The sequence below is a fragment of the Massilia consociata genome (assembly GCF_042432755.1).
In the GTDB taxonomy this organism is placed as follows: domain Bacteria; phylum Pseudomonadota; class Gammaproteobacteria; order Burkholderiales; family Burkholderiaceae_D; genus Telluria; species Telluria consociata.
Window position 1 is genome coordinate 304,790 of sequence record NZ_JBHLWP010000009.1, and the last position, 22,785, is coordinate 327,574.

The following is a 22,785-nucleotide window of genomic DNA, read 5'->3' on the forward strand; positions in this document are numbered from 1 at the left end:
ACGGCGCACGGGCACGATGCCATCGGGCCGCAAGCGCGCGCTGGCGGCCGCCGCCGTCGTGGCCGGGCTGTTGGCGGTGTCGAGCTACGCCAGCCCGTACTGGCGCCTCTACCAGCTGCGCACGGCGGTGGCCGAGCGCGATGCCGCGAAGGTCGCGCAACACGTCGACTTTCCGGCCCTGCGCGAGAGCGTGAAGGCGGAACTGGTCGCGCAGCTCGGCGCGGGTTCGCTCGTGCCGCAGGCCCGCGACAACCCATTCGCGGCGTTCGGCAAGGCGATGGCGCTGGCAGTGATCGATCCGGTGGTCGACGCGGTGGTGTCGCCTGCAGGGGTGACGGCCATGCTCGAGGCCGGGGAGGTGCGCATCCGGCGCGAGCCGGACCCCGCGCCGGCGCCGGGACGGGCTTCCACGGACGGGGAAGGAGACAAGGTCCGCTACGACCTGGCCTACCGCAGCTGGGACCGGGTTGCCATGACCAGGGAGGGCGGCGGTAGTGGGGCGTTCATCCTGCACCGCCACGGGCTGTGGAGCTGGAAGCTCGGCGGGATCGAGCTGCCGCGCGACTGACTGATCGTTCGTTCGTGCTCCACGTGGCTGGCGCGGCTGCATGGTGACCGTTCGTGACTTTTCAGGCTTGCCGAAGTGCCAGCATGGGCGCGCATGGCCGATCGATCCGGCCAGACAGGGGCAAGGATGAGCAATCTCGAGAGAAAATGGTGGTTCGTGGCGGCGATGGCAGGGGGCAGCACCTTTTGTTCGCTGCTGTTGCTGGGAATGGCAGGCATCGGGGCACTGCGCGGGCCGGCGCAGTGGATGCTGCATTTCTTTTGCCTGATCGGCTTCTGGCGCTGCTTTTCCTTTCTTGCCTGGTTTGCAGTCTTGCTGGTCGCGCCTTCGAGCCCGCTGCTGGACCGGTACCAGGGGCCGGGACGGCGCCGCACTGCGCCGTGAACGGACGCCCTAGCGCCCTATCCCGATCCCGATGCCGACGCCGGAACCGCGGCCCCAGCTGCCCCAGTTGCCGAAAACCGAGGTCGATACCCCGCCGCGCCTGGCGTCGTTCTTTGCCGCCAGCTGGACGACGCAGTTGCGCCACGGATCCGAGTTCGCCGCAAAGCCTAGCTGGGTGCAGGCCGGCCCGTACTCGGCCATCATGCGGTCCATCTCGGCTTGTTGCTTCATTGCCTTTTCCTGAGGCGTCGCGCAGCCAAGCAGGCACAGCGCGCTCGCTGCCGTCACGATCAACGCACGCATAACAGTTCTCCTTTAGCAATAAGTTCGCACTCCTGTGGCCTCGCTGGCCATGGACGATCATACCTCCCAATTGAGTCCGCTAACTGATCGTTTCCGCGCTGCATGAAGGCAGGCTGCCGCCCGATGCAGATAAAACGATGCCGCTGTCTCCAGCGGCATCGTTCATGCGACCGTCCCGCGGCTCAGTCGTTGGCGTAGATATTGTTGTCCTTGGTCTCGCGGACGAACAGGCCGCCGATGACCACCGTGATCAGCGCGATGATGATCGGGTACCACAAGCCGTAATAGATGTCGCCCTTGAAGGCCACCAGGGCGAAGCTGATGGTCGGCAGCATGCCGCCGAACCAGCCGTTGCCGATGTGGTAGGGCAGGGACATCGAGGTGTAGCGGATCCGCGTCGGGAACATCTCGACCAGCATCGCCGCGATCGGGCCGTAGACCATGGTCACGTAGAGCACCAGGATGAACAGCAGCAGCACCAGCATCGGCTTGTTGATCGCCGCCGGGTCGGCCTTTTCCGGATAGCCCGCGGTCTGCAGGGCGGTGGTCACGTCCTTCTTGAGGGCGGTTTCCCGGGCCTTCGAGCTGTCGTCGAAGTTCAGATTATCCGGCGTCATGGTGGCGTTGAACGAAGGATAAACGGCGTCGCCGACCTTGATCGAGGCCACGGTGCCGGCCGGCGCCTCCTGGATCGTGTAGCTCACCGACGCGCCGGTCAGCATGCGGGTGGCGATGTCGCACGAGGACGGGAATTTCTTGGTGCCGGTAGGGTCGACCTGGAAGTGGCAGGTGGCCGGATCGGCAACCACCACCACCGGCGAGGTCTGGATGGCGCGTTCCAGGGCCGGGTTGCCGTAGTGCGTGATGGCCTTGAAGATCGGGAAGTAGGTGGCCGCGGCGAGCACGCAGCCGCCCAGGATGATCCACTTGCGTCCGATCTTGTCGGACAGGACGCCGAAGACGATGAAGAACGGGGTCGCCAGCAGCAGCGCGATGGCGATCAGGATGTTGGCGGTGGCGCCGTCGATCTTCAGGGTCTGGGTCAGGAAGAACAGCGCGTAGAACTGGCCGGTGTACCACACCACGGCCTGGCCCATCGTCAGGCCGATCAGCGCCAGCAGGACGATCTTGGCATTCTTCGCCTTCAGGAAGGATTCGGTGAGCGGCGCCTTCGAGGTCTTGCCCTCGGCCTTCATCCTGGCGAAAGCCGGCGACTCGTTCATCGCCAGGCGGATCCAGACCGAGATGCCGAGCAGGACGACCGAGATCAGGAACGGAATGCGCCAGCCCCAGGCCTGGAACTCTTCTTCCCCGACCAGCGTGCGGGTGCCCAGGATCACCAGCAGCGACAGGAACAGGCCCAGGGTCGCGGTGGTCTGGATGAACGAGGTGAAGTAGCCGCGCTTGCCTTCCGGCGCGTGCTCGGCCACGTAAGTGGCCGCGCCGCCGTACTCGCCGCCCAGCGCCAGACCCTGCAGGATACGCAGCGTGACGAGGATGATCGGGGCCGCGATACCGATCTGCGCGTAGCTCGGCAGCAAGCCGACCAGGAAGGTGGAGGCGCCCATGATCAGGATGGTCACCAGGAAGGTGTACTTGCGGCCGATCATGTCGCCCAGGCGGCCGAACACCAGCGCGCCGAACGGGCGCACGATGAAGCCGGCGGCAAAGGCCATCAGGGCAAAGATGAAGGTGGTGGTGGGGTCGCCGATGAAGAACTGCTTGGCGATGATCGCAGCGAGCGAGCCGTACAGGTAGAAGTCGTACCACTCGAACACGGTGCCGAGGGAAGAAGCGAAAATGACCTTCCGTTCTTCCTTGGTGAGTCCGGCGGAGGAAGGTGCAGCTTTCCCTCCGGCGGTCATGCCGGGCGTGATTGCCATGTGTGTCTCCGTATGGTATTTGGTTTAACCGGAATGCTGATTGTTGGTCAGCTGTCGCGGAGTGTGTTCCGGTTTCCTTACACGGTGCTGTCTCCAAACTTACGCGGACCTGACGGATGACAGGTCTTGACGACTGCCGGCGTGCGTACATACGCGTTTTCGCTCTGGTGCAGATATGGACCACAGCGTCCTATGACTTGCCGAATAATTTACGAACGACCGTACTATTGTGCTATTCTCAAGCGACCCCGGTTGCCGGGGAGAGACACGCGGGTGCCGTCGCAGTTGCAGCGGGCGTTCAACATGAAAAGGACAGGAATGATCAAGCATATCGTGATGTGGAAGCTCAAGGACGAGGCCGAGGGCGCCGACCGCGCGACGAACGCGCGTGAAATGAAACGCCGCCTCGACGCCTGCGCCGGCATCGTGCCGGGGATCCTCACCTTCGAGGTGACGCTGGCGCAACCGGGGCTGGAAGCGACCTACGATGTGGTGCTGTATTCGGAATTCGCGGACCGGGCGGCGCTGCAGGCGTATATCGACCACCCGACGCACAAGGCGGTGGTGCCGTTCATCGGCGCGGTGCGCGAAGCGCGGCAGTGCATGGATTACGAGGTGTAATCCGGCGCAGGCCCCCGCCCATCAACATTGGGTTCCCGCCTACGCGGGAACGACGTTCAGCCGCTGCAGGCCAAAGATGTATCCCGCATTGGCGCCTTGAATTGCGTCATTCCCGCGCAGGCGGGAATCCAGGTTCTTGTCCGAAGCAGACAACACCGGTTCACTATAGGAATAAACGGAGACAACCCATGCGCACCACCCAGGAACTGTTTTCCCTCAACGGCAAGACCGCCATCGTCACCGGCGGCTCGCGCGGCCTCGGCCTGCAGCTGGCCGAGGCGCTCGGCGAGCAGGGCGCGCGCCTCGTGATCACCTCGCGCAAGCAGGAAGAACTCGACGCGGCCGTTGCCCACCTGAAAGGACGCGGCATCGATGCCAGCGCCATCGCCGCCGACCTGTCGATCGAGGACGGGGTACAGGCCTTCGTGCAGGAAGCCATTGCCCGGCTCGGCCACGTCGACATCCTGGTCAACAATGCCGGCGCCAGCTGGGGCGCGCCGGCCGAGGATTATCCGCTCGAGGCCTGGGACAAGGTGATGGACCTGAACGTGCGCAGCATTTTCCTGGTCACGCAGGCGGTCGGCAAACTGTCCATGATCCCGCGCCGCTACGGGCGTATCATCAGCATCTCGTCGATCGCCGGCCTGGCCGGCAACCCGCCGGGCACGATGCAGACCATTGCCTACAATACGTCCAAGGGCGCCGTGGTCAATTTCACGCGCGCGCTGGCGGGCGAATGGGGCCGCTACGGCATCACGGTGAACTCGATCGCGCCGGGTTTCTTCCCGTCGAAGATGACCAAGGGCGTGCTGGCCGCGTTCGGCGCCGAGAAGCTGGCGGCGGATGCGCCGCTGAACCGCCTGGGCGACGACGAGGACCTGAAAGGCGCGGTGGTGCTGTTCGCGTCAAGCGCCGGCAAGCACATCACCGGGCAGACGCTGGCCGTCGATGGAGGCGTGTCCGCCGTCTGACCTGGCTCACAAGGGGGAAGCATGAAGGATTTTCACGGCAAGGTCGCAGTGATCACCGGCGCCGCCAGCGGACTGGGGCGCGCGTTCGCCGACACCGCGGCGGGCCTGGGCATGAAACTGGTGCTGGCCGACGTGCAGGCCAAGGCGCTCGAGCACACGGCCGAGGAACTGCTCGACGGCGGTGCCGAGGTGCTGGCCATGGTATGCGACGTCAGCAAGGGCGCGCACGTGCAGGAGCTCGCCGACGCGGCGGTCGCACGCTTCGGCAGCGTGCACCTGGTCTTCAATAACGCCGGCGTCGGTTGCGGCGGCCTGGTCTGGGAGAACTCGGAGCAGGACTGGGAATGGGTGCTCGGCGTGAACCTGTGGGGCGTGATCCACGGCGTGCGCATGTTTACGCGCGTGATGCTCGAATGCGCACAGCGCGATGCCGACTATGAAGGCCACATCGTCAACACCGCCTCGATGGCCGGCCTGCTCACGCCGCCGGCCATGGGTATCTACAACGTGTCGAAGCACGCGGTGGTGGCGCTCACCGAGACCCTGCACCACGACCTGGAACTGGTGGAGGCGCCCATCAGGACGTCGGTGCTGTGCCCGTACTTCGTGCCGACCGGGATCGCGCACTCGCAGCGCAACCGGCCGGACGAACTGGCCAGCCACGAGCGCGCCACCGCCAGCCAGGTGGCGGCGCAGCTGATGACCGAAAAGGCGGTCGAGGCAGGCAAGGTGACGGCCCAGGATGTCGCCCGCATCACCTTCGATGCGGTGCGCGAAGGGCGCTTCTACATCTATTCGCATCCGCAGGCCCTGGGCGCGGTGGGCGAGCGCTTCGATGCGATCGTGCAGGGCAGGCCGCCGGCGGATCCGTATGCGGCAACGCCGCAGGTGCGCGACATGCTGAAGGCGGGGGTCAGGGGACGGCGATAGGGCGCCAGGGCTGCACGATCCCTTGAGTCAGGCCGCATCCTGCCCGTGCGGGCACATCAGGCGCTCGTGCAGTTCCGGCTCGCCCTCGCGGTAGAGCTTCACGACGGTGGAGGTGCGGGTGCCGTAGCCGTCGGATTCGATGCAGACCGGCGACAGCATGCGTTCGACCTCGATCGGCATGCCGGTTTCGGGCAGGCGCAGGTCGGGCGCGCGGGTGGTGTCGGCCAGCATCTCGAAATAGGCGTCCTCGGGCGCGCCCTGGCACAGCAGGCTGGCAAATTGGGCCTTGGTGCGCAGCACCTTCGGCCACGGGGCGTCGAGCAGGCCGTTCGAGATGCCGTAGATGCGGCCCGGTTCGAGCGGCTTGCCGTTGCGCGGATCGTCGCCCCCGCGGTTCGAATACCAGTACAGGGTATCGCGGTCGCCCAGCACCAGGTTGTAGCCGTTGTAGACGTCGCCGCGCGCGATCACCTGTTCCAGGTAGGCGGCCGCGTCCAGTTCCCCGGTAAGGAAGCCGGCCACCAGGTCGCCGCGCGTGGGCGCGTTCTCGCGCCGTTCGGCGGGGCCGCGGATGTTGGTCAGGGCGGCGAACCTGGGGCCGTTCGGGCCGCCCGTGGTCACGCCCATCCAGCTGCCGCCTCCCTGCAGATCGCGTCCGGCGATCACGTGAGGATGCTCGGGCCAGGGCGCCGCCGGGGTGGCCGGGCGGTCGTAGAATTCGTCGCGGTTGGCCGCGGCAATGATGGGGACGCCCGGCACCACGTGCCAGGCAAAGACGATCAGGCACATGGTGTGAAGTCCGTGAAAACCTCGGACCGGCGCGGGCCCTGGATGAATTCGGCAAGGCCGGCCTCGCGCGCGGCCGCTTCGAGCACCTCGCCGAATCCTTCGCTTGCGGCCGGATAGACTTCCATCCAGGTCTGCAGGCCGTCGCGCGCCTCCGGGCGCCGCTTGAGCTGGGCTGCGGCCGCGGAGCCGGCGGCGGCAAGCCGCGCCTGCATGGCGTGCACGCGCGGCGCCAGGCGGGCGGCGTCTTCCTCGCGCACCTTGTAGTAGACGTACAGGTCGATCATCGTCACACGTCGAGGGCGTCGAGGTGGTAGGGCATGTGCTGGAAGCGCAGCTGCGGGCCTGCTGCGGAACCCTGGCGCACGTCCTGCTCGAGCGCGTCGAGCTTGATCTCGACCAGCACGTCGGCGCCGCCCAGGCCGTTGGCCGCGGCGTTCACGATCATGCCGCAGGGCTGGCCGGGGTCGGCCGTGGAAAACACTTCGTCGCCGGCACGTGCCGCCGCGTTCTCGACCGTGGCGAGCGCCGTCCTGCGCTTGAGTTTGCCAAGATACTGGCTGCGCGCGACGATTTCCTGGCCGGGGTAGCAGCCTTTCTTGAAGTTGACGCCGCCCAGCAGTTCGAGGTTGATCATCTGCGGCACGAACTGTTCCTGGGTGGCAAGCGTCACCTGGGGCACGCCGGCGTGGATCGCAGCGAGGTGCCAGGCCTGGTTGCCGCCCAGCGCCAGGTCGCCGCCGAGGGCGGGCAGGGCGTTGGCGGCGGCCTCGGCGCTGGCCAGCCAGAGGTAGCGCGGCGCGCCGAAGGCATCGGCGAGGCGAACTACGGTGCCGAGCGGATGGTCTATTTTGCCGTACGGCGCATCGGGCAGCGTGTCGATGTGGCGGCGCAGCGCGCTTTCGGCCCGGGCCCCGCCCAGTCCGAGCACGGCCGCGAATGGGGCCTCATCGGTGGCGTCGCGCAACTTGGCCTTGGCGCGCAGCACGAACATCGCCAGGCGCTTCTGCAGCGGCGGCTGGATCGCGCGCGGCAGCTGCAGGTAGACGGTATCGGGGTCCGCGGAGGGGCTGCGCCAGTACAGGAAGGTCGCCTGCAGGCGGCCCTTCGGCGTACAGTAACCGGCCAGCCGGGCTTGCGCGCGGCCGAGGTGCTCGACGTCGTTGGTCAGCTGGTTGTGCAGGAAACTGGCGGCGTCGTCACCGGTAACGGCGATCAGGCCGAGGTCGGTGACCGGCGCGACGAAGCCATCGGCGAGCTCGGCGGCGGTAAGCGGCCGGCCGAAATCTTCGACCTGGGAAGCTTCATCCTGGTGAAAGCGGGCGCCGAGCGAGGAGAGTGTTTCTGTCCAGTTAGGCATAAATCCAGTTAGTATTAGCAATTAGGCTTTATCATTACGGGCTCATTATAAAGATGTCGGCACGATCGCGCCGAGAGCGGCGCGAGTTCAGGTAAATGCATAAGCAAAACCGCAGGCAAACCCCCAAGCAAAACACATGGCATTCATAAAAAAAATTCTGGTTACCGGCGTCATCGTTTCCGTGGCCGCAGTCGCAGGCTTTTCCTGGTGGTCGAAGGCCCCATTGACGACAAGCGAGCCCGCCATCGAATTCACCATCACCCCGGGCAGCGGCATCGCCTCGGCCGCCCAGCAGATGGCCGGCGCCGGCGTGCCGGTCAACCCGACCCTGTTCACCATCCTGGCGCGCGTGACCGGCGAAGCCCCGAAGATCAAGGCCGGCAGCTACGAGCTCAAGCCGAACACCTCGCCGCGCCGGCTGCTGACGCAGCTGGTGCGCGGCGAGTTCGCGCAGGAATCCGTTACCATCGTCGAAGGCTGGACCTTCCGCCAGATGCGGGCCGCGCTGGCCGCCCACAAGCGCCTGCGCCACGATACCGTGAAGCTGACGGACCAGGAACTGATGGCGAAGATCTCGACCGAGTACAAGGAGCCGGAAGGCCTGTTCTTCCCCGACACCTACCTGTTCGCCAAGGGCTCGTCCGAGCTCGACATCTACAAGCAGGCGCACCAGGCGATGCTGAAGCACCTGAAGGCGGCATGGGAAGGCCGCGACCCGAGCCTGCCGTACAAGACGCCGTACGAGGCCCTGATCATGGCATCGATCATCGAGAAGGAAACCGGCCAGAAAAGCGAGCGCGGGATGATCGCGGGCGTGTTCGTCAACCGCCTGCGCACCGGCATGCTGCTGCAGACCGACCCGACCGTCATCTACGGCATGGGCGAGCGCTACGTGGGCGACATCCGCAAGAAAGACCTGCAGACCGACACCCCCTACAACACCTATACGCGCGCCGGCCTGCCGCCGACGCCGATCTCCCTGCCGGGCCTGCAGTCGCTGTCGGCGGCGCTGGACCCGGCCGAGACCCAGGCGCTGTATTTCGTCGCCCGCGGCGACGGCACCAGCCAGTTCTCGGACAACCTGAACGACCATAACCGGGCGGTCAACCTGTACCAGCGGCAGGGGCGCCAGCCCCAGCCACAGCAGCGCACCGGCCAATGATGCAAGGCGGTAGCGTGAAAGGCAAATTCATCAGCTTCGAAGGCATCGACGGCGCCGGCAAGTCGACCCACATCGGATTCGTCGCCGATTTCCTGGCCTCGCGCGGCAAGACGGTGGTTTCCTCGCGCGAGCCGGGCGGCACGCCGCTGGGCGAAAAGCTGCGCGACCTGCTGCTGCACGAGAAGATGCACCTCGAGACCGAGGCGCTCCTGATGTTCGCCAGCCGGCGCGAGCACCTGGCCCAGCTGATCGAACCGGCGCTCGGCAAGGGCGACTGGGTGCTGTCCGACCGCTTCACCGACGCCAGCTTCGCCTACCAGAGCGGCGGGCGCGGCCTGGCGCGCGCCAAGATGGAAGCGCTGGAGCAATGGGTGCACCCGGACCTGCAGCCGGACCTGACCCTGCTGTTCGACGTCCCGCTGGCGGTCGCGCGGCAGCGCCTGGACGCGACCCGCACGCTCGACAAGTTCGAGCGCGAACAGGCGGACTTTTTCGAGAAGTGCCGCAGCGAATACCTGCGCCGCGCCGCGCAATTTCCCGAGCGGATCGTGGTGATCGATTCGACCCAGGCGATCGAAGCGATCCAGGTGCGCCTGGCTGACGTGTTGGAGAAACTGTTGTGACGATGTACCCCTGGCAGCAATCGGCATGGAGCCGGTTGCAGCAGATGCGCGAGCGCCTGCCGCACGCGATCCTGTTCCACGGTCCGGCCGGGGTCGGCAAGGCCGATTTCATGGAAACCTTCGCCCAGGCCCTGCTGTGCGAGAACGTACGCGCGGACGGCCACGCCTGCGAGGCTTGCGCCTCCTGCGGCTGGTTTGCCCAGAACAACCACCCCGACTACCGCCGCGTGCGCCCCGAAGCCCTCGAGGACGAGCCGGCAACCGAGGGCGACGAGGGCGCCGAGACCGGGTCGAAATCCAAGTCGGCCAAGGCGCCCTCGAAAGAGATCAAGATCGAGCAGATCCGCGCCCTGGCGGACTTCATGAACATCTCCACCCACCGCCAGGGCCTGCGGGTGGTGGTGCTGTACCCGGCAGAAGCGCTCAACATGCCGGCCTCGAATGCGCTGCTCAAGACGCTGGAAGAGCCGCCCCCGGGCACCGTGTTCCTGCTGGCCTCCAACAGCCTGGACCGCCTGCTGCCGACGATCCTGTCGCGCTGCCGCAAGTTCGCGCTGCCGATGCCCTCGCACGCGGAGGCGCTGGCCTGGCTGAAGGAGCAGGGCGTGGCGGATGCCGACAGCTGGCTGCGCGAGCAGGGCGGGGCGCCGCTGGCCGCGCTGATGGAAGCCGAGGGGGGCAATCGCGAAGACATGGAGGCGCTGCTGCATTTCCTGGCCGCCCCGAGCGTGGACGGCGCCCTGCGCACCGCCGAAAAACTCGCCAAGGCCTCGCTGCCGGCGCTGGTGGCCTGGCAGCAGCGCTGGCTGTACGACGTCTTTTCGATGAAACTGTCGGGCAAGGTCCGCTACTATCCGCGCTACCAGAAGGAACTTGCGGCCTTGTCCGGCCGGGTGCACACTGCCAGCTTGAACCGCGCCATCAAGGCCGCCAACGAGCGCCGGGCGGTGGCCGACCACCCGCTGTCGGCAAAATTGTTTGTCGAAGACATGTTGCTTGAGTACACTTCGTGCTGCGCATGAAAGGAATCCGATGACCGCCACGCCCCAAGAACCGACCGCCCCGCAAGCACCGCGGCCGTCCGTCCTGTCGCTGGCGATCAAGGAGAAGGCGGCGCTGTACGCCGCCTACATGCCCTTCCTGAAGAACGGCGGGATGTTCGTGCCGACCACCAAGCCCTACAGGATCGGCGACGAGATCTACCTGATCCTGGCCCTGATGGACGACCCGAACAAGTACCCGATCGCCGGCAAGGTGGCCTGGATCACCCCGGCAGGCGCCAACAACAGCAAGGCGCAGGGCATCGGCGTGCATTTCCCCTCCGACGAAGCCGGGCAGCGCGCCAAGCAGCGCATCGAGGAAATCCTGGGCGCGGCGCTGCGCTCGTCGCGCGCCACCCATACCCTATAAATTCAATTTTTCTGATCCTGGCTGAAAATAGTTCAGCTGCGCTTAACCTGTAACGCTCCTCGCTCCTATGCCGTCCTACGTCCACCGCCTGGCCACCCGCGACGATTTGCCCGTCATCGTCGACATCTACAATTCGACCATCGCCTCGCGCGAAGTCACCGCCGACACCGAACCGATCACCGTCCAATCGCGCGAACAATGGTTCGCAGACCATACGCCGGAACGCCGCCCGCTGTGGGTGATCCACGCTGCGGACGATACCGGCGAACACCCGGAAGTGCTGGGCTGGCTGTCCTATTCGAATTTCTACGGCCGCCCGGCCTACTCGGGCACGGCCGAGGTGTCGATCTACATCGCGGAAGCGGCGCGCGGCAAGGGCATCGGGCGCTACTGCCTGGAACTGGCGATCGCCTTCGCGCCGAACGTCAAGGTGCACACCCTGCTGGGCTTCATCTTCGGCCACAACGCCGCCAGCCTGGCGCTGTTCGGCAAGTACGGTTTCGAGAAGTGGGCGCATTTCCCGCGCGTTGCGAACCTGGACGGCATCGAGCGCGACCTGATCATCCTGGGCAAGCGCGTCGCCTGATCCATGGGCCGGTGGCGCGGCGCGCAGCTGCTCTGGATCGCGGCTGTCGCGGCCGCGCTGTGCCTCACCTGCCTGTTCGCCGCGTCGGTCGCGTCCGGGTTTGCTGCCGGCCTTCCGTGGCGCGCCTGGTCCCAGCCGTACCACGTCGGACTGGGTCTGACGATGTTCGGGATGTACCCCATCACCGCGAGCACGCTCCTGTGCGGCGCGCTCGCGGCGGCGGCCTGCCTGCTGTTTCGAGATCGTACCGCCGCACGAAGTCCATCTCCTGTGGCCCGTTGGGGGTGTCGCGGGCGCGGTCATCGGTTATTCTGGGCTGGGCTGGCTTGCGTTCCTTGGCGACTGACCAATGCTGTGGTGACGTCCTTGGTGCCAGGTACGGAAGACCGTAGCGCCTGCGCTCGATCGACGCCTGCGCGACAGGTCAATCTGACTCGACAAAATGGGATCGGCAGGATCGTGCAGCAATGAACCGGACCGCTCATGGTCGGTACCGGAAGTGCGCTGCAGGCCGTCTTCGGACAGGAGCGGATAAATCGCAATATTCGAGGTAACCATGCAGACTACCCATATGATTAAATCCCTTGTCGTTTTCGCCCTTGCTCTTGTTTTTTCAAGTCAAGACGCGGTCGCTTGCACGCCATTGCCTGGAGATCGGTATGCCATGACCGAAAAAAGAGTGAAGGAACGGTTCGCCAGCGTCGACTCGGTCGAACTGGTAACGCTTCAACGCGTCGATATCGTGAAAGTGAAAAGCGGCGGAATCGATTTTGAAATGGATGCAGAACGTGCTGTCTTCCGCGTTGACCGCGTATATAAAGGGAAGTCAAAGCCCGGCGATATCCTGGTGTTCACGTCTTACAGCTCGTGTGCCTTCAGTGTCGTCGGCAACCCACGATTCGAAACTATCTTCGACCCATCAACGAATAAACCATTCGTCCCTTCGAAACAGTGGTTGATCTATCGAGATGCGGCACGGAAAACCGAGATCACGGGGTCGGACCTCACGCGCCCCGTCAATCTCGCCTGGTTCGATGTCGAAGTCCTGGATCGTATCGCCAGAAGGCCTCGCTGACTGTGTAACCAGCACTTCGACGAGGCCTGATCTTCTGCTTCGGGTTCATGATGTCGAAAAACTCGGCCAGACTAACAGCAGGACACAAAAATTTGTTACCTCGACTGTTCAAAACAGGGGTATTGAACGTTCGATGATAGGTTGAGGTTGGATACTTCTCGGAACCTTCGCAACGTGTTGTCTGGCGATTTTTTCCACACAATAGGTCGTCCCGCAGCACTGCCGGGGCTGTCTGCCGAAGCGAACTCCGACCCGCTTGGCGAAGCTGCCGATAGCCGCATTGGGCAATTGCTGCCGCATCACCGGCTATCGGCCGACTATTCTTGGCCGTCATGGCAGGGTCAAGTCCAAACGGAGCATCCGGATAAGGCCGAAGGTGACGAGACCAAGAACCATGAGCGACAGCACGAAGACCGCGGCCACCTTGGCGGCCGCGCGTAGCACCGCGCGCTTGTCCATCGCCTTCTCCTGCTGCCCTCGATCGAAATGCCACTTGATCGCGAAGAACATGCCCGTGCATAAGGCGAGAACCTTGAACGTACCGGCGACGATAGGGAACCAATCCATGATTTTGAATATTTCCAGGCGATGTGCCGAAGGCAGATGAGAGGAGAAAACGTCGGCGACTGCCATGCAAGTATGGTGTTGTTGCGCGCTCTGAGGCATTCTACGCAAAAGCAATCTCCATACATTGAGACAAAATGTCCCAGTTGAAAACCATACAAGATGTACATCCGCCAATCTGGTTGCCGCGATTGGCCGTGCATGGCGGGCCCCGTTTTTTGCAGATTGCGGATGCGTTGCAGGCGGCGGTGGTAGACGGATCGCTGAAACCGGGTGACCGACTACCCCCACAGCGCCAGTTGGCAGCACGGCTGGAGGTCGACCTGACGACGGTCACGCGCGCGTATGACGAAGCCAGGCGCCGCAACCTGCTGGAGGGCCGCGGCGCGCGCGGCACTTATGTCGCAGCGCCGAAAGTCGAATTGACGTCGGTCCTCGACCTGAGCATGAATACCCCGCCACCGCCGGATGGGGTGGACTTCGACGACATGTTGAAACAGGGCCTGTCTCAAGTACTGATGAGCGCAGATAATGCATTGCTGATGACTTACCACTTGGGCGGGGGAAGCGACTCCGACCGCAAGGCCGGAGCCAGATGGCTCGAACCGATGTTCGGACATCTGGATTCCCGTCAGCTTGTCGTCTGTCCGGGTGCGCAGGCGGCGATCGCCGCACTGATCCTCGCGCTGACGGAGCCTGGCGATGTGATCCTGGCCGAGCCGATGGCTTATCCCGGCTTGCGTGCCGCAGCGACCCACTTCGGCCGGCACATCATTGCGGTGGAAGCGGACGAGCAGGGGATGGTCCCTGGGATGTTCGAGCAAGCGTGCCGCCGGTACAAGCCCGCGCTGGTCTACCTCAATCCGACATTACAGAACCCGACCGCCATCACCATGCCGCAGCGCCGGCGCCAGGAGCTCGCCGCCATCGCGAAGCGCTGCAACGTACGCATCGTCGAGGACGACCCCTACTGGCTCCTTGCCGATGGCCCGCCGCCACCGATTGCCACGTTTGCCCCGGAACAGGTGGTTTACATCTCGACCCTGTCGAAATGCCTCACGCCCGGCTTGCGCGTCGCCTTCGTGCTCGTACGTGACCCGAACGAACGGGAGCGCTTCCTGGCCGCGCTGAGATCGTTCGCGCTGATGGTCGCTCCCTTGAGCGCCGCACTGGCCACGCAGTGGATCCTCGACGGATCGGCACAGGGATTATTGGAAGGCGTACGCAAGGAGGCGCGCCTGCGCCACGGGATGGCGCGGGATATCCTGGCCGGGCGGTATAGCGGGGCCGGAGACGGCCTGCATGTATGGCTCGCGTTGCCGGCGTATTGGAACTCCTCGCAGCTTGCGCGTGCAGCCGAGAGCGAGGGTATCGCAGTCACGCCGGCAGAGGCATTCGCAACCAACAGCGGATCCCTGAATGCGATTCGGATCTCCTTGGGTAGCATCAAGGACCGTGGACGCTTGCAGGCGGGTCTGCAACGGCTGTCTCGTCTGCTTGCGCGGCGGCCCGGGCCGTTCAGCGCTGCTGTGGTTTGACTGCAGACGGTGAGTCACCGTACTGAAGCTTCCTCACAGAAGGCTTACGGTAACGTTTTCCAAGGAGCCCGCGTGTCGGATGACCTTGAAAAACCGCGGCGAGCAGGATCGGCTTGGTACCGATGTGCATAAAGAAGGTTCGCCAATGAACCAACAAGCAAAACATTGCATGTAGGCAAATTAAATACGCAGTCAAGGACGCTGGCCTACTGGCTGCCGACATACGAATCGCCCAGGTACATACCGTCACGCCAAGGCGGCCCGGCACGAGTGCAGACACAAGAGGACAATATGACCGCTACCGCCCACGAAAAGCATGAAGTCGAAACCGGCATCGCTGCCGCCGAGTCGAGAACGAATGAGCAACTCGAAGCGTTCAAATCGAAGGCTTCAGGCGTGCTTTCCTCTCCGTATGTCCTTGGCGCCGCTGTGCTGGGAATCGCAGCGGCGGGCTATGCGCTCGTCACGCGCAAAAGAACGCCTGTATCCAGCAGGGCACCGGCGCGCAGCGAGGACACTGGCGATATGCTAAAGACGGGCAGTTTTCTCGTACCTCTAGCAGCATTTTTTGCCTCGGCCATGAACAATGCTGGTGTCCCCGCATCCGCCGCGGTCCAGGAGGGAACAGAATATGCGCCGACGCGGTCAGAGGACTGCAGGCCCGACGCAAAGGATCCGGAAACAGCCACAAGCACTCCCCCGCGACCAATGTTCGAGCAAACCTCAACGAGCTGGATTGGCAGGCAGTGGCAAATAGTCTCGGCGGCAGCAAATGCATGGATGGACGATTACGCGCCGAGTATGGGGGCAGCGCTGTCGTATTACACACTTTTCTCCCTGGCACCGCTACTGGTCCTCATCATTGCGATTGCAGGGATGGTATTTGGACAGGACGCTGCACAAGGAGCAATTATCGCGCAGCTTCAAGGCATCATGGGTAAAGAAGGCGCGACGGCGGTGCAGGGCTTGCTTCAAGCTGCGCGTGAACCGTCCACCGGGATTGTCGCCAGTATCGTTGGCGGTGTTCTTCTGCTGCTGGGCGCCACTGCCATTTTCGCCGAGCTGCAAACTGATTTGGACCGCATTTGGCGGGTGCCAGCGAAAGAAAAACCGTCAGGCGTTTGGGGTTGGTTGCGCAGCCGCGTATTATCCTTCGGACTGGTTCTCGGGCTCGCTTTCATGCTGATGATTTCACTTGTCGTCAGCGCTGCGCTCGCGGCGACGAGCGAATGGTTGGGCGGGGGGAATGCAGCGGAAAGCGTTCTGGCAAGTGTACTGAACTTCACCGCGTCGTTTGCCCTCTTCGCAGTTCTGTTTGCGATGATCTACAAGATCATGCCAACCGCGAAGATATCCTGGCACGATGTTTGGATGGGGGCCGCAGTAACAGCCTTGCTCTTCAACGTAGGCAAATCATTGATCGCGTTGTACCTTGCGGAATCGAGCGTGGCTTCGGGCTTTGGCGCAGCCGGCTCTTTTGTGATTCTTGTCGCCTGGTTCTACTATTCCGCGCAGATTTTCCTGTTTGGCGCTGAATACACGTGGGTGTACGCGAACAGCAAAGTACGGAACGGTAGTTCGGGCAGCCACTAGCCGACTGGATCAGGGCAGGTGACGATGGCCAGGTGGAGCACGTGACCAGCCAGCCGGTTGCCGCCCGCAGGCGGCAACCGGACAGGCCTTCATGCCTCAGTGCCGCGAGCCCGGCATGCCGGCGCCGGCCTGGCGTCCCGGGACGACCGCGGTTGCGCCATTGGTCAGCCCGACGGCCTCGTCATACCAGGTCTGGATCATCACCTGGTGCTTGCGCTCCTGGGTCAGGGCTGCGCTGAACTCGCGGACCAGTTCGTCCTGCTTGTTCTCGTTGGCCAGCGCAATGAGCGTCTCCCAGCCGACGCCATCGCTCAGTTCGGCCGTGAGGATCGCGTGCAGCGACTGGGCCAGGCTCGTCCTCGGGTCGTTCAGCACCTGCACCAGGCCCATGGCCTCGACGCCAACCAGGTCGGCGCTCGGGGTCATCGCGGTCGGGTCGCCGCCCATCGACTCGATCGCATCGCGCAGGATCAAGGCATGGCGCGCCTCGTCGCCGCGGATGCTGGCGACGTCGTCGCGTGTGATCGACAGCTTGCCTGTAGTGACCTCCTGGGCGACGACGTCGAGCTTGGTGAGCAGCGCGTCGTACAGGCGGGTCGCAGTGCGCTCCATGGCCAAGCGCTCGGCCATCTTGTCGAGCAGGACCTGCGGCTGGTCACCCATCAGCATGTGGGCGCCCATGCTCACCATGCCCTTCATCGTGCCCGGCACCGGGATCGAGCCGAGTCCCTCGCCTTCGGCGATGTAGGATGCGCGCAATTGCGCCATCTGGGTTTCGTCGCCCGGATGGGCGCGGGTGATGATCTTGTCGTCGTCGAGCATGGCCTTGGTCTGGAGCGGCGCCATCTGCACGCCAGTCTTGTTCATGCCCACGTGTTCTTTCTGTTCAGCCATATATCCTCCTGAATTGGTCGATGTGGCCGCTCAGTGCGGCATGCCGCCCGGGCTGGCGGGGCGCTGGGCCGCAGCCGCGGCGCCGGTCGCGATGGTGGCGCCGCTGGCCGGGCCGCGGTGCATCAGCTCGGTGCCCGGCGTCCACAGGTAGCCGGCCGAGACCGGGCCGCTCGGCTCGCCTTCGCTGTGCAGCATGGCGCGGTAGTCGCGCGTGAGCTGGCTTTCCTGCTCCTTCGGCACGAACTGGGTGCCCAACGCGCGCAGGTCGACCTCGTTGACCAGCACATCGCGGTAGAAGTCGCGCTGGCTCACCAAGGGGATCGGGTCGGCGAAGGGTGCGGTGATGAGCTCGGCCGGATCGCGCCGCTCGTAGGTCTGGAAGGCTTCGCAGGCGGCGTGGAAGTGGCCCAGCTCGTAATCCAGGAAGCGCTCCCAGATCGCCTTGATGCGCGGGTTGGTCTCGGAGGCAACGCAGCTGTAGTAGTTGTAGCATTCGTTCGCTTCGTGCAGCACCCATTGCTCCAGCCAGGTTTCGCTCGGGTCGAGCAGCGATTCGTACTGCGTCACGTGCTGCTCCTCGACCGAGGCGATCTCGGCGTACAGCTGGCGCGCGATCGGGTCGGAGAACTTCGGCCCGACGTTCATGTAGTAGTTGTGCGTCTGCTGTTCGGCGGCCGTGATCGTCAGCGCGTGCAGCTTGCTGAGCATGTGCGAGCCGGCGCGGTCGTAGGGGTTGCGCAGGTCGTCGGACGGGTGGCGGTGGTGCTCCCAGGTCGGGCGCGCAGGGACGATGTCGGTATAGCTTTGCGTGATGTTGTTCGGGTCCTTGCCCTCGAGGCGGTCGAGCAGGGCGGAATAGCGGTAGAGGTGGTCGAAGTCTACCAGCAGGCCGAAACGGTAGACCTGCGCCAGGTAGGGATCGGGTTCGCGCTGGGCCACGGCCGCCGTGAGCTCGATGGCCACCTGCTCGTAGGCGATGGTGATCTCGAGCGGCGAGTGGTCCGGCGACAGCAGCCAGTTGATCATCGTCGCCTGGTGCTGCTCGGAACGCCGGATCAGCGCGAGCGGCAGGCGCAGGTCGCGGTTGAAGCGCGCGGCCATGTGCGAGAAGCGCAAGGCTTCGATTTCGATGCCGTTCATCATGATGACGCGGATGCGCGTAAACGCATCGTCATCGAGCTTGCTGAGGGGTTGCCGCACCATGTCGCGCCACGTGTAGCGCTGGTTCTCGATCGGGGTGCCTTTTGAATCGAATAGGCTGAACGCCATGTGTTCCTCCCTGGGCTGTGGGTTTGGCGGCGGGCGCCGCGAATTCAATACGATATCGAGCTGGCACCAAACTTCAACCGGCGCTTCGATAGGTTTGGGAAACACTGTCCGGGCCGTCCGGCGCCTGTCCGTGGCAAGGCGCGCGCGCTGGCCTTACAATGACGGGATGTTTATCGATTCCCATTGCCATATCAATTTTCCGGAGCTGGCTGCCCGGATGCCCGAGATCCTCGCCAAGATGGCCGAGAACAAGGTAACCCACGCACTGTGCGTCTCGGTGGACCTGCCGGACTTCCCGCAGGTGCTGGCCCTGGCCGAACAGCATCCCCACATCTTCGCCTCGGTCGGTGTGCATCCCGACTACGAAGACACGCCGGAGCCCACCGTGCAGCAGCTGGTCGACCTGGCCGACCACCCGAAGATCGTCGCCATCGGCGAGACCGGCCTCGATTACTACCGCCTCCAGGGCGACCTCGAGTGGCAGCGCGAGCGCTTCCGCACCCACATCCGCGCCTCGCGCGAGACGCGCAAGCCCCTCATCATCCACACCCGCGCGGCAAGCGGCGACACCATCCGCCTGATGAAGGAAGAGGGCGCCGGCCTTGATGCAGGCGGGGTGGCGGGCGTGATGCACTGCTTCACCGAGTCGCTGGACGTGGCCAGGGCCGCGATGGAGCAGGGGTTCTATATTTCCTTCTCCGGCATCGTGACCTTCAAGAGCGCGAAGGAGCTGCAGGAAGTGGCGAAGGCGGTACCGCTCGAACGCATGCTGATCGAGACCGACTCGCCGTATCTGGCCCCGGTGCCTTTCCGCGGCAAGATGAACGAGCCGGGCTATGTGGCGCACGTGGGCGAATTCATCGCCGACCTCAAGGGCGTGTCGCTGCGCGAGGTCGCGGCGCAGACCAGCGAGAACTTCTTCAACCTGTTCCAGACCGCGAAGGCCTGATCGATGATCCTCACTCGCCGTACCATCCGCCGCACCATCCTGCGCAGCTGCCTCCTGGCGGCGACCCTGGGCGCCGGACTGGCCGCGGGTCCGGCATGGGCGGCGACGCCCGGGCAGATCGCCGCCTTCTTCCGCGCCGTCCAGCTCGACGACGCCCGGACCGTGAGCCGGATGGTGGGCAAGGAGGTCAACGCCAACGAGATCAACCCGATCGGCGGCGAGCCGGCGCTGGTGCTGGCCGTGCGCGAGGATGCGATGAACGTGTTCAGGGCGCTGCTGGCCCATCCCGGCACCGACCTGGAAGCCCGGGCGATGAACGGCAACACGGCCCTGATGATGGCCGCCTTCAAGCGCAACACGCCGGCCGCGGTGGCCCTGCTGGAGAAGGGCGCGAAGGTGAACCGGGCGGGCTGGACGCCGCTGCACTATGCGGCCGCCAGCGGCAGCGACGAGATCGCGCGCCTGCTCATCGCGCGCAAGGCAAAGCTCGACGCGACCTCGCCGCGCGCGAGCGGCGCCTACACGCCCCTGATGATGGCGGCGCGCGAAGGCCAGCCGTCCGTGGCGCAGTTGCTGCTGGAGGCGGGCGCCGATCCGCGCCGGAAGAACACCGAAGGCCTGACGGCTGCGCAGATCGCCGAGCGCGCCGGTCAGACCACGATCGCCGCGGCCATCTCCGGCTTCAAACGCTAGGGTCTTGGTATTTCCGTTGGGAACTAGGCGGTAAACACCCCGCAGCTCGGCGCATGGGCCGCATGCATCCTTGTCCATAATGGCTTCACGCTATATCACGGCCACCGTGCGACAAGGAACAACATGCTGAACGAACGCGAAATCGAAAGCTGCTACCTGGGGCAGTTCATTCCAGTCCATTACCATCACAATATGCTGATGGACCAGAACCGGATGCACAGCTTCAAGTCCGCCATCCATTATGCGGTCCGCCCCGGTGCCAAGGTGCTGGAACTGGGCGGCGGCACGGGCGTGCTGTCCTTCTTCGCAGCCCAGCAGGCGGAGCGGGTCTATTGCGTCGAGTTCAATCCGGACATGGTGCGCGAGGCGCGCAAGTTCCTTGCCATGAACCCGAACGGCCACAAGGTCGAGGTCATCCATGCCGACGCCTTCGAGTACCTGCCGCCCGAGCCGGTGGACGTCGTCATCTGCGAGATGATCCACGTCGCCATGCTGCGCGAGAAGCAGGTGGAGGTGATCGAATCCTTCAAGCGCCGCTACCTGGCGAAATTCGGCGGCCCGCTGCCGGTGTTCCTGCCGGAGGCGGTGATCATGGCGGCCCAGCCGATCTCGCAGGAGTACGATTTCGAAGGCTTCCATGCGCCGATCGTGCAATTCCAGGAAACCGGGGTGGTCTACCCGGGTACCGTCGAGCTGGCCCAGCCCGCGGTGTACAGCCTGATCGACTTCAGCCAGCCGGTCGACACGGTGTTTGCCTGGGAAGGCGCGATCATGGTCGAGAAGAGCGGCATGCTCAATGCGATGCGCTTCATTACCAAGAATGTGCTGGCGATCGTGCAGGAAGAATCGAACACGATCGACTGGCTCAACCACTACATGACCCTGCCGCTGGCCCAGCCGGTCCGGGTGCAGGCGGGCGACCTGCTGCATGTGGCCTTCCAGTACCGGGCGGGCGGGTCGATTCCCTCCTTGCAGGCCTCGCTCAGGGCGCAGGTGGTGGGGCAGCGGGTCGAGCACGACGTGCCCGCGTTCGCCTGACACGCGGCGGGAACCGGATCGCTTGTCGTGCCGGGCTACCGCGGCGACCAGGCGCGGCAGCCGCGCGTCGTCAAACCTTGCTGGCGCCCAGCATCTTGCGGATCTCGTCCTTCAACTCACGGAACACGTGCCGCGGGCTGACCTCGTCGAGCATCTCGACGATCAGCCTGGTCTGGGCAGTCGTCAGCGCGCTGTTGCCGGTGATCGACTGCAGTTTCGCCATCACGATATGGTCGACAATATCGTCGACCGAAGCACGCTGCGCGACCATGTCGGCGACGAACCGGTTCGACTTGGCAAACTGGATGAAGTCCTTGTTGATCAGCTCGTAGGACAGGTCTCCCTTCTTGCTCGTATATGCGCTGACAATGGCCGCATACTCGGCACTGCTCACGGTGGCAACCGCATCGGGGGTGTCTTGCTCGGCATCCGGCTCCCCTTGCGCGCCGCCGTCCGTGGCGGACGCCGGGGGCTGCGCTCCCAGCTTGACCGGGCCCCGGCGCGCGTAGGGCATCCCGGACGTGAGTTCCAGTGCTTCCCTGAACACGTCCATCGGAAACAGCTCCGCATTCACGTTCGCGGCCGGATCGGGCTCGCCGGTGCGCTTGTTCAGTGAGGCCAGGCCGGGTTGCGCCGTGTCGTAACGCATGACGACCACGCCGGAGTGTCCTCAGCCCAGTTTGCGGCGATAGGCCACCGCCTCGATGGTCGACAGTTCCACCAGCTTCGTTCGGATCATCGTTTTCTCCATTTCAATTGTGAAAGATGCAACCCGAGGCTAACACATGCGTTAGGAGGGGGGGCGTCCGGTATGCGGATGGCATGCGGGTGCGACGGACGGTGCCGGCCGCCAACTGCCGGGCAGCCCATTTCTCCCATTCACCCCATCTTTTGCGCCGTCTGTCGCACACCGGTTGTCCAGCCGACCCCGCTAACCTAGAGTGTTCCTGCCCGTCATTGCCGCCACCGCCGGCAATGACCTCTCAAAGGAGCGAGACAATGTTAGGTTTCCTGCTATGGTTGCTGCTGCTGTTCCTGTGTTGGCCCATTGCCCTGCTGGCCCTGGTGCTGTATCCGCTGGTCTGGCTGCTGCTGCTGCCGCTGAGGCTGCTCGGTATCGGCGTGGAGGCGGTCTTCGCGCTGCTGCGCGCCATCGTGATGCTGCCGGCGCGCATCCTCGGGGCGTTGCCCGGCCGTTGAACGGGGCTGCGCCCAGCCCGGCGGCCGAGTGTGGGCCAATTAACAGACGACAGCGCTTCGATCTTCTACTGTGGAACTGCCCGCTTTCATCGGGAAAGCGGGCTTTGACTTGAGGAAACGACTATGCGCTTGGATATTTACCGCCGACCCGAGAATGAGGGCAAGCTGTCCTACCTGGCAGTGCCGGAAGCCCGCAACATCCCTGAAGAAGCCACCAACACCGACTGGGAGATCGAAGCACGCGCGATCGAGGTCGACGACAACGCCGATTCCCTGCCGGACTACGACCTCGAGAACGTGGCCGGCCAGATCAGCGAAAAAGGCTACGCGATCACCTCCGTCCAGCACTGAGTTTCCCTGGCCGGTGCCCTGGCCCGGCCCATGC

General features: G+C 64.5%; 27 protein-coding genes. 18 read left to right on the top strand and 9 right to left on the bottom strand.

All coding sequences use genetic code 11. The annotated features are described in order from the left end of the window. Positions 1–16 precede the first annotated feature (16 nt). A complete protein-coding gene (locus ACFFJK_RS08360; RefSeq protein ID WP_379678720.1) occupies positions 17–568 on the top strand; it encodes a DUF2939 domain-containing protein in 552 nt (183 codons plus the stop codon). A 126-nt stretch (positions 569–694) separates the two neighbouring features. Then, positions 695–952, top strand: a complete 258-nt coding sequence (locus tag ACFFJK_RS08365) for a hypothetical protein (RefSeq protein WP_379678721.1) — start codon at positions 695–697, stop codon at positions 950–952. Between the two features lie 9 nt (positions 953–961). Here ACFFJK_RS08365 and ACFFJK_RS08370 read toward each other — a convergent pair whose 3' ends face one another. Both ACFFJK_RS08370 and ACFFJK_RS08375 read right to left on the bottom strand, forming a co-directional pair. After that, positions 962–1,183 carry a hypothetical protein gene (locus ACFFJK_RS08370; RefSeq protein WP_379678722.1) on the bottom strand — a complete coding sequence of 74 codons (222 nt, stop codon included), beginning with the start codon at positions 1,181–1,183 and terminating at the stop codon, positions 962–964. Positions 1,184–1,437: 254 nt separating this feature from the next. Further along, the gene (locus ACFFJK_RS08375; RefSeq protein WP_379678723.1) at positions 1,438–3,138 is read right to left on the bottom strand and encodes an MFS transporter; all 1,701 of its coding nucleotides are present in this window, start codon (positions 3,136–3,138) and stop codon (positions 1,438–1,440) included. A gap of 318 nt (positions 3,139–3,456) precedes the next feature. On the opposite strand from ACFFJK_RS08375, the gene ACFFJK_RS08380 reads away from it, so the two are divergent. The 3 genes from ACFFJK_RS08380 to ACFFJK_RS08390 all read left to right on the top strand — a co-directional run bounded on the left by ACFFJK_RS08380 (position 3,457) and on the right by ACFFJK_RS08390 (position 5,660). After that, positions 3,457–3,759: a Dabb family protein gene (locus tag ACFFJK_RS08380; RefSeq protein WP_379678724.1), complete on the top strand. Its 303-nt coding sequence runs from the start codon at positions 3,457–3,459 to the stop codon at positions 3,757–3,759. A gap of 188 nt (positions 3,760–3,947) precedes the next feature. Next, entirely contained in the window at positions 3,948–4,730 is a 783-nt protein-coding gene (locus ACFFJK_RS08385) for an SDR family oxidoreductase (protein ID WP_379678725.1), read from the top strand. Between the two features lie 21 nt (positions 4,731–4,751). Continuing rightward, on the top strand, positions 4,752–5,660 hold the full coding sequence (locus ACFFJK_RS08390; RefSeq protein ID WP_379678726.1) for an SDR family oxidoreductase: 909 nt from the start codon (positions 4,752–4,754) through the stop codon (positions 5,658–5,660). A 27-nt stretch (positions 5,661–5,687) separates the two neighbouring features. Here ACFFJK_RS08390 and ACFFJK_RS08395 read toward each other — a convergent pair whose 3' ends face one another. From ACFFJK_RS08395 to ygfZ, 3 genes are read right to left on the bottom strand one after another with little or no spacing between them, the layout of a single operon-like run. Beyond that, positions 5,688–6,449, bottom strand: coding sequence for an NRDE family protein (locus tag ACFFJK_RS08395; RefSeq protein ID WP_379678727.1), 762 nt, complete (start codon positions 6,447–6,449; stop codon positions 5,688–5,690). Continuing rightward, a complete protein-coding gene (locus tag ACFFJK_RS08400; RefSeq protein ID WP_379678997.1) occupies positions 6,440–6,733 on the bottom strand; it encodes a DUF4936 family protein in 294 nt (97 codons plus the stop codon). The genes ACFFJK_RS08395 and ACFFJK_RS08400 overlap by 10 nt, the downstream gene beginning before the upstream one ends. Positions 6,734–6,735: 2 nt before the next feature. Then, on the bottom strand, positions 6,736–7,806 hold the full coding sequence (ygfZ, locus tag ACFFJK_RS08405; RefSeq protein WP_379678728.1) for a CAF17-like 4Fe-4S cluster assembly/insertion protein YgfZ: 1,071 nt from the start codon (positions 7,804–7,806) through the stop codon (positions 6,736–6,738). Between the two features lie 136 nt (positions 7,807–7,942). Here ygfZ and mltG point away from each other — a divergent pair, with 136 nt between their 5' ends. The 6 genes from mltG to ACFFJK_RS08435 all read left to right on the top strand — a co-directional run bounded on the left by mltG (position 7,943) and on the right by ACFFJK_RS08435 (position 12,662). Continuing rightward, positions 7,943–8,968: an endolytic transglycosylase MltG gene (gene mltG, locus ACFFJK_RS08410; RefSeq protein ID WP_379678729.1), complete on the top strand. Its 1,026-nt coding sequence runs from the start codon at positions 7,943–7,945 to the stop codon at positions 8,966–8,968. Next, positions 8,968–9,591 carry a dTMP kinase gene (gene tmk, locus ACFFJK_RS08415; RefSeq protein ID WP_379678998.1) on the top strand — a complete coding sequence of 208 codons (624 nt, stop codon included), beginning with the start codon at positions 8,968–8,970 and terminating at the stop codon, positions 9,589–9,591. Before mltG ends, tmk begins: the two co-directional genes overlap by 1 nt. 2 nt (positions 9,592–9,593) lie before the next feature. Next, on the top strand, positions 9,594–10,613 hold the full coding sequence (locus ACFFJK_RS08420) for a DNA polymerase III subunit delta' (RefSeq protein WP_379678999.1): 1,020 nt from the start codon (positions 9,594–9,596) through the stop codon (positions 10,611–10,613). A 10-nt stretch (positions 10,614–10,623) separates the two neighbouring features. Further along, complete coding sequence (locus tag ACFFJK_RS08425; protein WP_379678730.1) at positions 10,624–11,001, top strand: PilZ domain-containing protein; 378 nt, start codon at positions 10,624–10,626, stop codon at positions 10,999–11,001. 67 nt (positions 11,002–11,068) lie between these two features. Next, positions 11,069–11,587, top strand: a complete 519-nt coding sequence (locus ACFFJK_RS08430; protein WP_379678731.1) for a GNAT family N-acetyltransferase — start codon at positions 11,069–11,071, stop codon at positions 11,585–11,587. Between the two features lie 556 nt (positions 11,588–12,143). Further along, positions 12,144–12,662: a hypothetical protein gene (locus ACFFJK_RS08435; protein WP_379678732.1), complete on the top strand. Its 519-nt coding sequence runs from the start codon at positions 12,144–12,146 to the stop codon at positions 12,660–12,662. 330 nt (positions 12,663–12,992) lie between these two features. On the opposite strand, the gene ACFFJK_RS08440 is transcribed toward ACFFJK_RS08435, so the two are convergent. Beyond that, the gene (locus tag ACFFJK_RS08440; protein WP_379678733.1) at positions 12,993–13,295 is read right to left on the bottom strand and encodes a hypothetical protein; all 303 of its coding nucleotides are present in this window, start codon (positions 13,293–13,295) and stop codon (positions 12,993–12,995) included. 68 nt (positions 13,296–13,363) lie between these two features. Between ACFFJK_RS08440 and ACFFJK_RS08445 the strand changes: the two genes are divergently transcribed. Next, positions 13,364–14,764, top strand: a complete 1,401-nt coding sequence (locus tag ACFFJK_RS08445; RefSeq protein ID WP_379678734.1) for an aminotransferase-like domain-containing protein — start codon at positions 13,364–13,366, stop codon at positions 14,762–14,764. A gap of 291 nt (positions 14,765–15,055) precedes the next feature. Beyond that, a complete protein-coding gene (locus ACFFJK_RS08450) occupies positions 15,056–16,357 on the top strand; it encodes a YihY/virulence factor BrkB family protein (protein WP_379678735.1) in 1,302 nt (433 codons plus the stop codon). 96 nt (positions 16,358–16,453) lie between these two features. Here the strand turns inward: ACFFJK_RS08450 and ACFFJK_RS08455 are convergent, their stop codons facing one another. Beyond that, on the bottom strand, positions 16,454–17,251 hold the full coding sequence (locus ACFFJK_RS08455) for a ferritin-like domain-containing protein (protein ID WP_379678736.1): 798 nt from the start codon (positions 17,249–17,251) through the stop codon (positions 16,454–16,456). A 30-nt stretch (positions 17,252–17,281) separates the two neighbouring features. Further along, entirely contained in the window at positions 17,282–18,520 is a 1,239-nt protein-coding gene (locus tag ACFFJK_RS08460) for a hypothetical protein (RefSeq protein WP_379678737.1), read from the bottom strand. A gap of 166 nt (positions 18,521–18,686) precedes the next feature. Between ACFFJK_RS08460 and ACFFJK_RS08465 the strand changes: the two genes are divergently transcribed. The 3 genes from ACFFJK_RS08465 to ACFFJK_RS08475 all read left to right on the top strand — a co-directional run bounded on the left by ACFFJK_RS08465 (position 18,687) and on the right by ACFFJK_RS08475 (position 21,200). After that, positions 18,687–19,469: a TatD family hydrolase gene (locus ACFFJK_RS08465; protein ID WP_379678738.1), complete on the top strand. Its 783-nt coding sequence runs from the start codon at positions 18,687–18,689 to the stop codon at positions 19,467–19,469. A 3-nt stretch (positions 19,470–19,472) separates the two neighbouring features. Continuing rightward, positions 19,473–20,162 (top strand): ankyrin repeat domain-containing protein, encoded by a 690-nt coding sequence (locus tag ACFFJK_RS08470; RefSeq protein ID WP_379678739.1) that lies wholly within the window; start codon positions 19,473–19,475, stop codon positions 20,160–20,162. A gap of 123 nt (positions 20,163–20,285) precedes the next feature. Further along, a complete protein-coding gene (locus ACFFJK_RS08475; RefSeq protein ID WP_379678740.1) occupies positions 20,286–21,200 on the top strand; it encodes a class I SAM-dependent methyltransferase in 915 nt (304 codons plus the stop codon). A gap of 70 nt (positions 21,201–21,270) precedes the next feature. On the opposite strand, the gene ACFFJK_RS08480 is transcribed toward ACFFJK_RS08475, so the two are convergent. Continuing rightward, positions 21,271–21,858 carry a hypothetical protein gene (locus tag ACFFJK_RS08480; RefSeq protein WP_379678741.1) on the bottom strand — a complete coding sequence of 196 codons (588 nt, stop codon included), beginning with the start codon at positions 21,856–21,858 and terminating at the stop codon, positions 21,271–21,273. A gap of 341 nt (positions 21,859–22,199) precedes the next feature. On the opposite strand from ACFFJK_RS08480, the gene ACFFJK_RS08485 reads away from it, so the two are divergent. Together ACFFJK_RS08485 and ACFFJK_RS08490 are read left to right on the top strand one after the other, a co-directional pair. Continuing rightward, on the top strand, positions 22,200–22,400 hold the full coding sequence (locus ACFFJK_RS08485; protein WP_379678742.1) for a hypothetical protein: 201 nt from the start codon (positions 22,200–22,202) through the stop codon (positions 22,398–22,400). Between the two features lie 123 nt (positions 22,401–22,523). Next, a complete protein-coding gene (locus ACFFJK_RS08490; RefSeq protein ID WP_379678743.1) occupies positions 22,524–22,751 on the top strand; it encodes a DUF6139 family protein in 228 nt (75 codons plus the stop codon). The last annotated feature ends 34 nt before the right edge of the window (positions 22,752–22,785 follow it).

What these genes read in the sequence shown, in the direction of transcription:
- ACFFJK_RS08430 (WP_379678731.1), top strand. Translation starts at nt 11,069, where the DNA reads ATGCCGTCCTACGTCCACCGCCTGGCCACCCGCGACGATTTGCCCGTC.
- ACFFJK_RS08400 (WP_379678997.1), bottom strand. Translation starts at nt 6,733, where the DNA reads ATGATCGACCTGTACGTCTACTACAAGGTGCGCGAGGAAGACGCCGCC.
- ACFFJK_RS08450 (WP_379678735.1), top strand. Translation starts at nt 15,056, where the DNA reads ATGACCGCTACCGCCCACGAAAAGCATGAAGTCGAAACCGGCATCGCT.
- ACFFJK_RS08460 (WP_379678737.1), bottom strand. Translation starts at nt 18,520, where the DNA reads ATGGCGTTCAGCCTATTCGATTCAAAAGGCACCCCGATCGAGAACCAG.
- ACFFJK_RS08445 (WP_379678734.1), top strand. Translation starts at nt 13,364, where the DNA reads ATGTCCCAGTTGAAAACCATACAAGATGTACATCCGCCAATCTGGTTG.
- ACFFJK_RS08380 (WP_379678724.1), top strand. Translation starts at nt 3,457, where the DNA reads ATGATCAAGCATATCGTGATGTGGAAGCTCAAGGACGAGGCCGAGGGC.
- ACFFJK_RS08465 (WP_379678738.1), top strand. Translation starts at nt 18,687, where the DNA reads ATGTTTATCGATTCCCATTGCCATATCAATTTTCCGGAGCTGGCTGCC.
- ACFFJK_RS08375 (WP_379678723.1), bottom strand. Translation starts at nt 3,138, where the DNA reads ATGGCAATCACGCCCGGCATGACCGCCGGAGGGAAAGCTGCACCTTCC.
- ACFFJK_RS08485 (WP_379678742.1), top strand. Translation starts at nt 22,200, where the DNA reads ATGTTAGGTTTCCTGCTATGGTTGCTGCTGCTGTTCCTGTGTTGGCCC.
- ACFFJK_RS08360 (WP_379678720.1), top strand. Translation starts at nt 17, where the DNA reads ATGCCATCGGGCCGCAAGCGCGCGCTGGCGGCCGCCGCCGTCGTGGCC.
- ACFFJK_RS08435 (WP_379678732.1), top strand. Translation starts at nt 12,144, where the DNA reads ATGCAGACTACCCATATGATTAAATCCCTTGTCGTTTTCGCCCTTGCT.
- ACFFJK_RS08440 (WP_379678733.1), bottom strand. Translation starts at nt 13,295, where the DNA reads ATGGCAGTCGCCGACGTTTTCTCCTCTCATCTGCCTTCGGCACATCGC.
- ACFFJK_RS08395 (WP_379678727.1), bottom strand. Translation starts at nt 6,449, where the DNA reads ATGTGCCTGATCGTCTTTGCCTGGCACGTGGTGCCGGGCGTCCCCATC.
- ACFFJK_RS08365 (WP_379678721.1), top strand. Translation starts at nt 695, where the DNA reads ATGAGCAATCTCGAGAGAAAATGGTGGTTCGTGGCGGCGATGGCAGGG.
- ACFFJK_RS08470 (WP_379678739.1), top strand. Translation starts at nt 19,473, where the DNA reads ATGATCCTCACTCGCCGTACCATCCGCCGCACCATCCTGCGCAGCTGC.
- tmk (WP_379678998.1), top strand. Translation starts at nt 8,968, where the DNA reads ATGCAAGGCGGTAGCGTGAAAGGCAAATTCATCAGCTTCGAAGGCATC.
- ACFFJK_RS08490 (WP_379678743.1), top strand. Translation starts at nt 22,524, where the DNA reads ATGCGCTTGGATATTTACCGCCGACCCGAGAATGAGGGCAAGCTGTCC.
- ACFFJK_RS08370 (WP_379678722.1), bottom strand. Translation starts at nt 1,183, where the DNA reads ATGAAGCAACAAGCCGAGATGGACCGCATGATGGCCGAGTACGGGCCG.
- ACFFJK_RS08390 (WP_379678726.1), top strand. Translation starts at nt 4,752, where the DNA reads ATGAAGGATTTTCACGGCAAGGTCGCAGTGATCACCGGCGCCGCCAGC.
- ygfZ (WP_379678728.1), bottom strand. Translation starts at nt 7,806, where the DNA reads ATGCCTAACTGGACAGAAACACTCTCCTCGCTCGGCGCCCGCTTTCAC.
- ACFFJK_RS08420 (WP_379678999.1), top strand. Translation starts at nt 9,594, where the DNA reads ATGTACCCCTGGCAGCAATCGGCATGGAGCCGGTTGCAGCAGATGCGC.
- ACFFJK_RS08455 (WP_379678736.1), bottom strand. Translation starts at nt 17,251, where the DNA reads ATGGCTGAACAGAAAGAACACGTGGGCATGAACAAGACTGGCGTGCAG.
- ACFFJK_RS08425 (WP_379678730.1), top strand. Translation starts at nt 10,624, where the DNA reads ATGACCGCCACGCCCCAAGAACCGACCGCCCCGCAAGCACCGCGGCCG.
- mltG (WP_379678729.1), top strand. Translation starts at nt 7,943, where the DNA reads ATGGCATTCATAAAAAAAATTCTGGTTACCGGCGTCATCGTTTCCGTG.
- ACFFJK_RS08475 (WP_379678740.1), top strand. Translation starts at nt 20,286, where the DNA reads ATGCTGAACGAACGCGAAATCGAAAGCTGCTACCTGGGGCAGTTCATT.
- ACFFJK_RS08385 (WP_379678725.1), top strand. Translation starts at nt 3,948, where the DNA reads ATGCGCACCACCCAGGAACTGTTTTCCCTCAACGGCAAGACCGCCATC.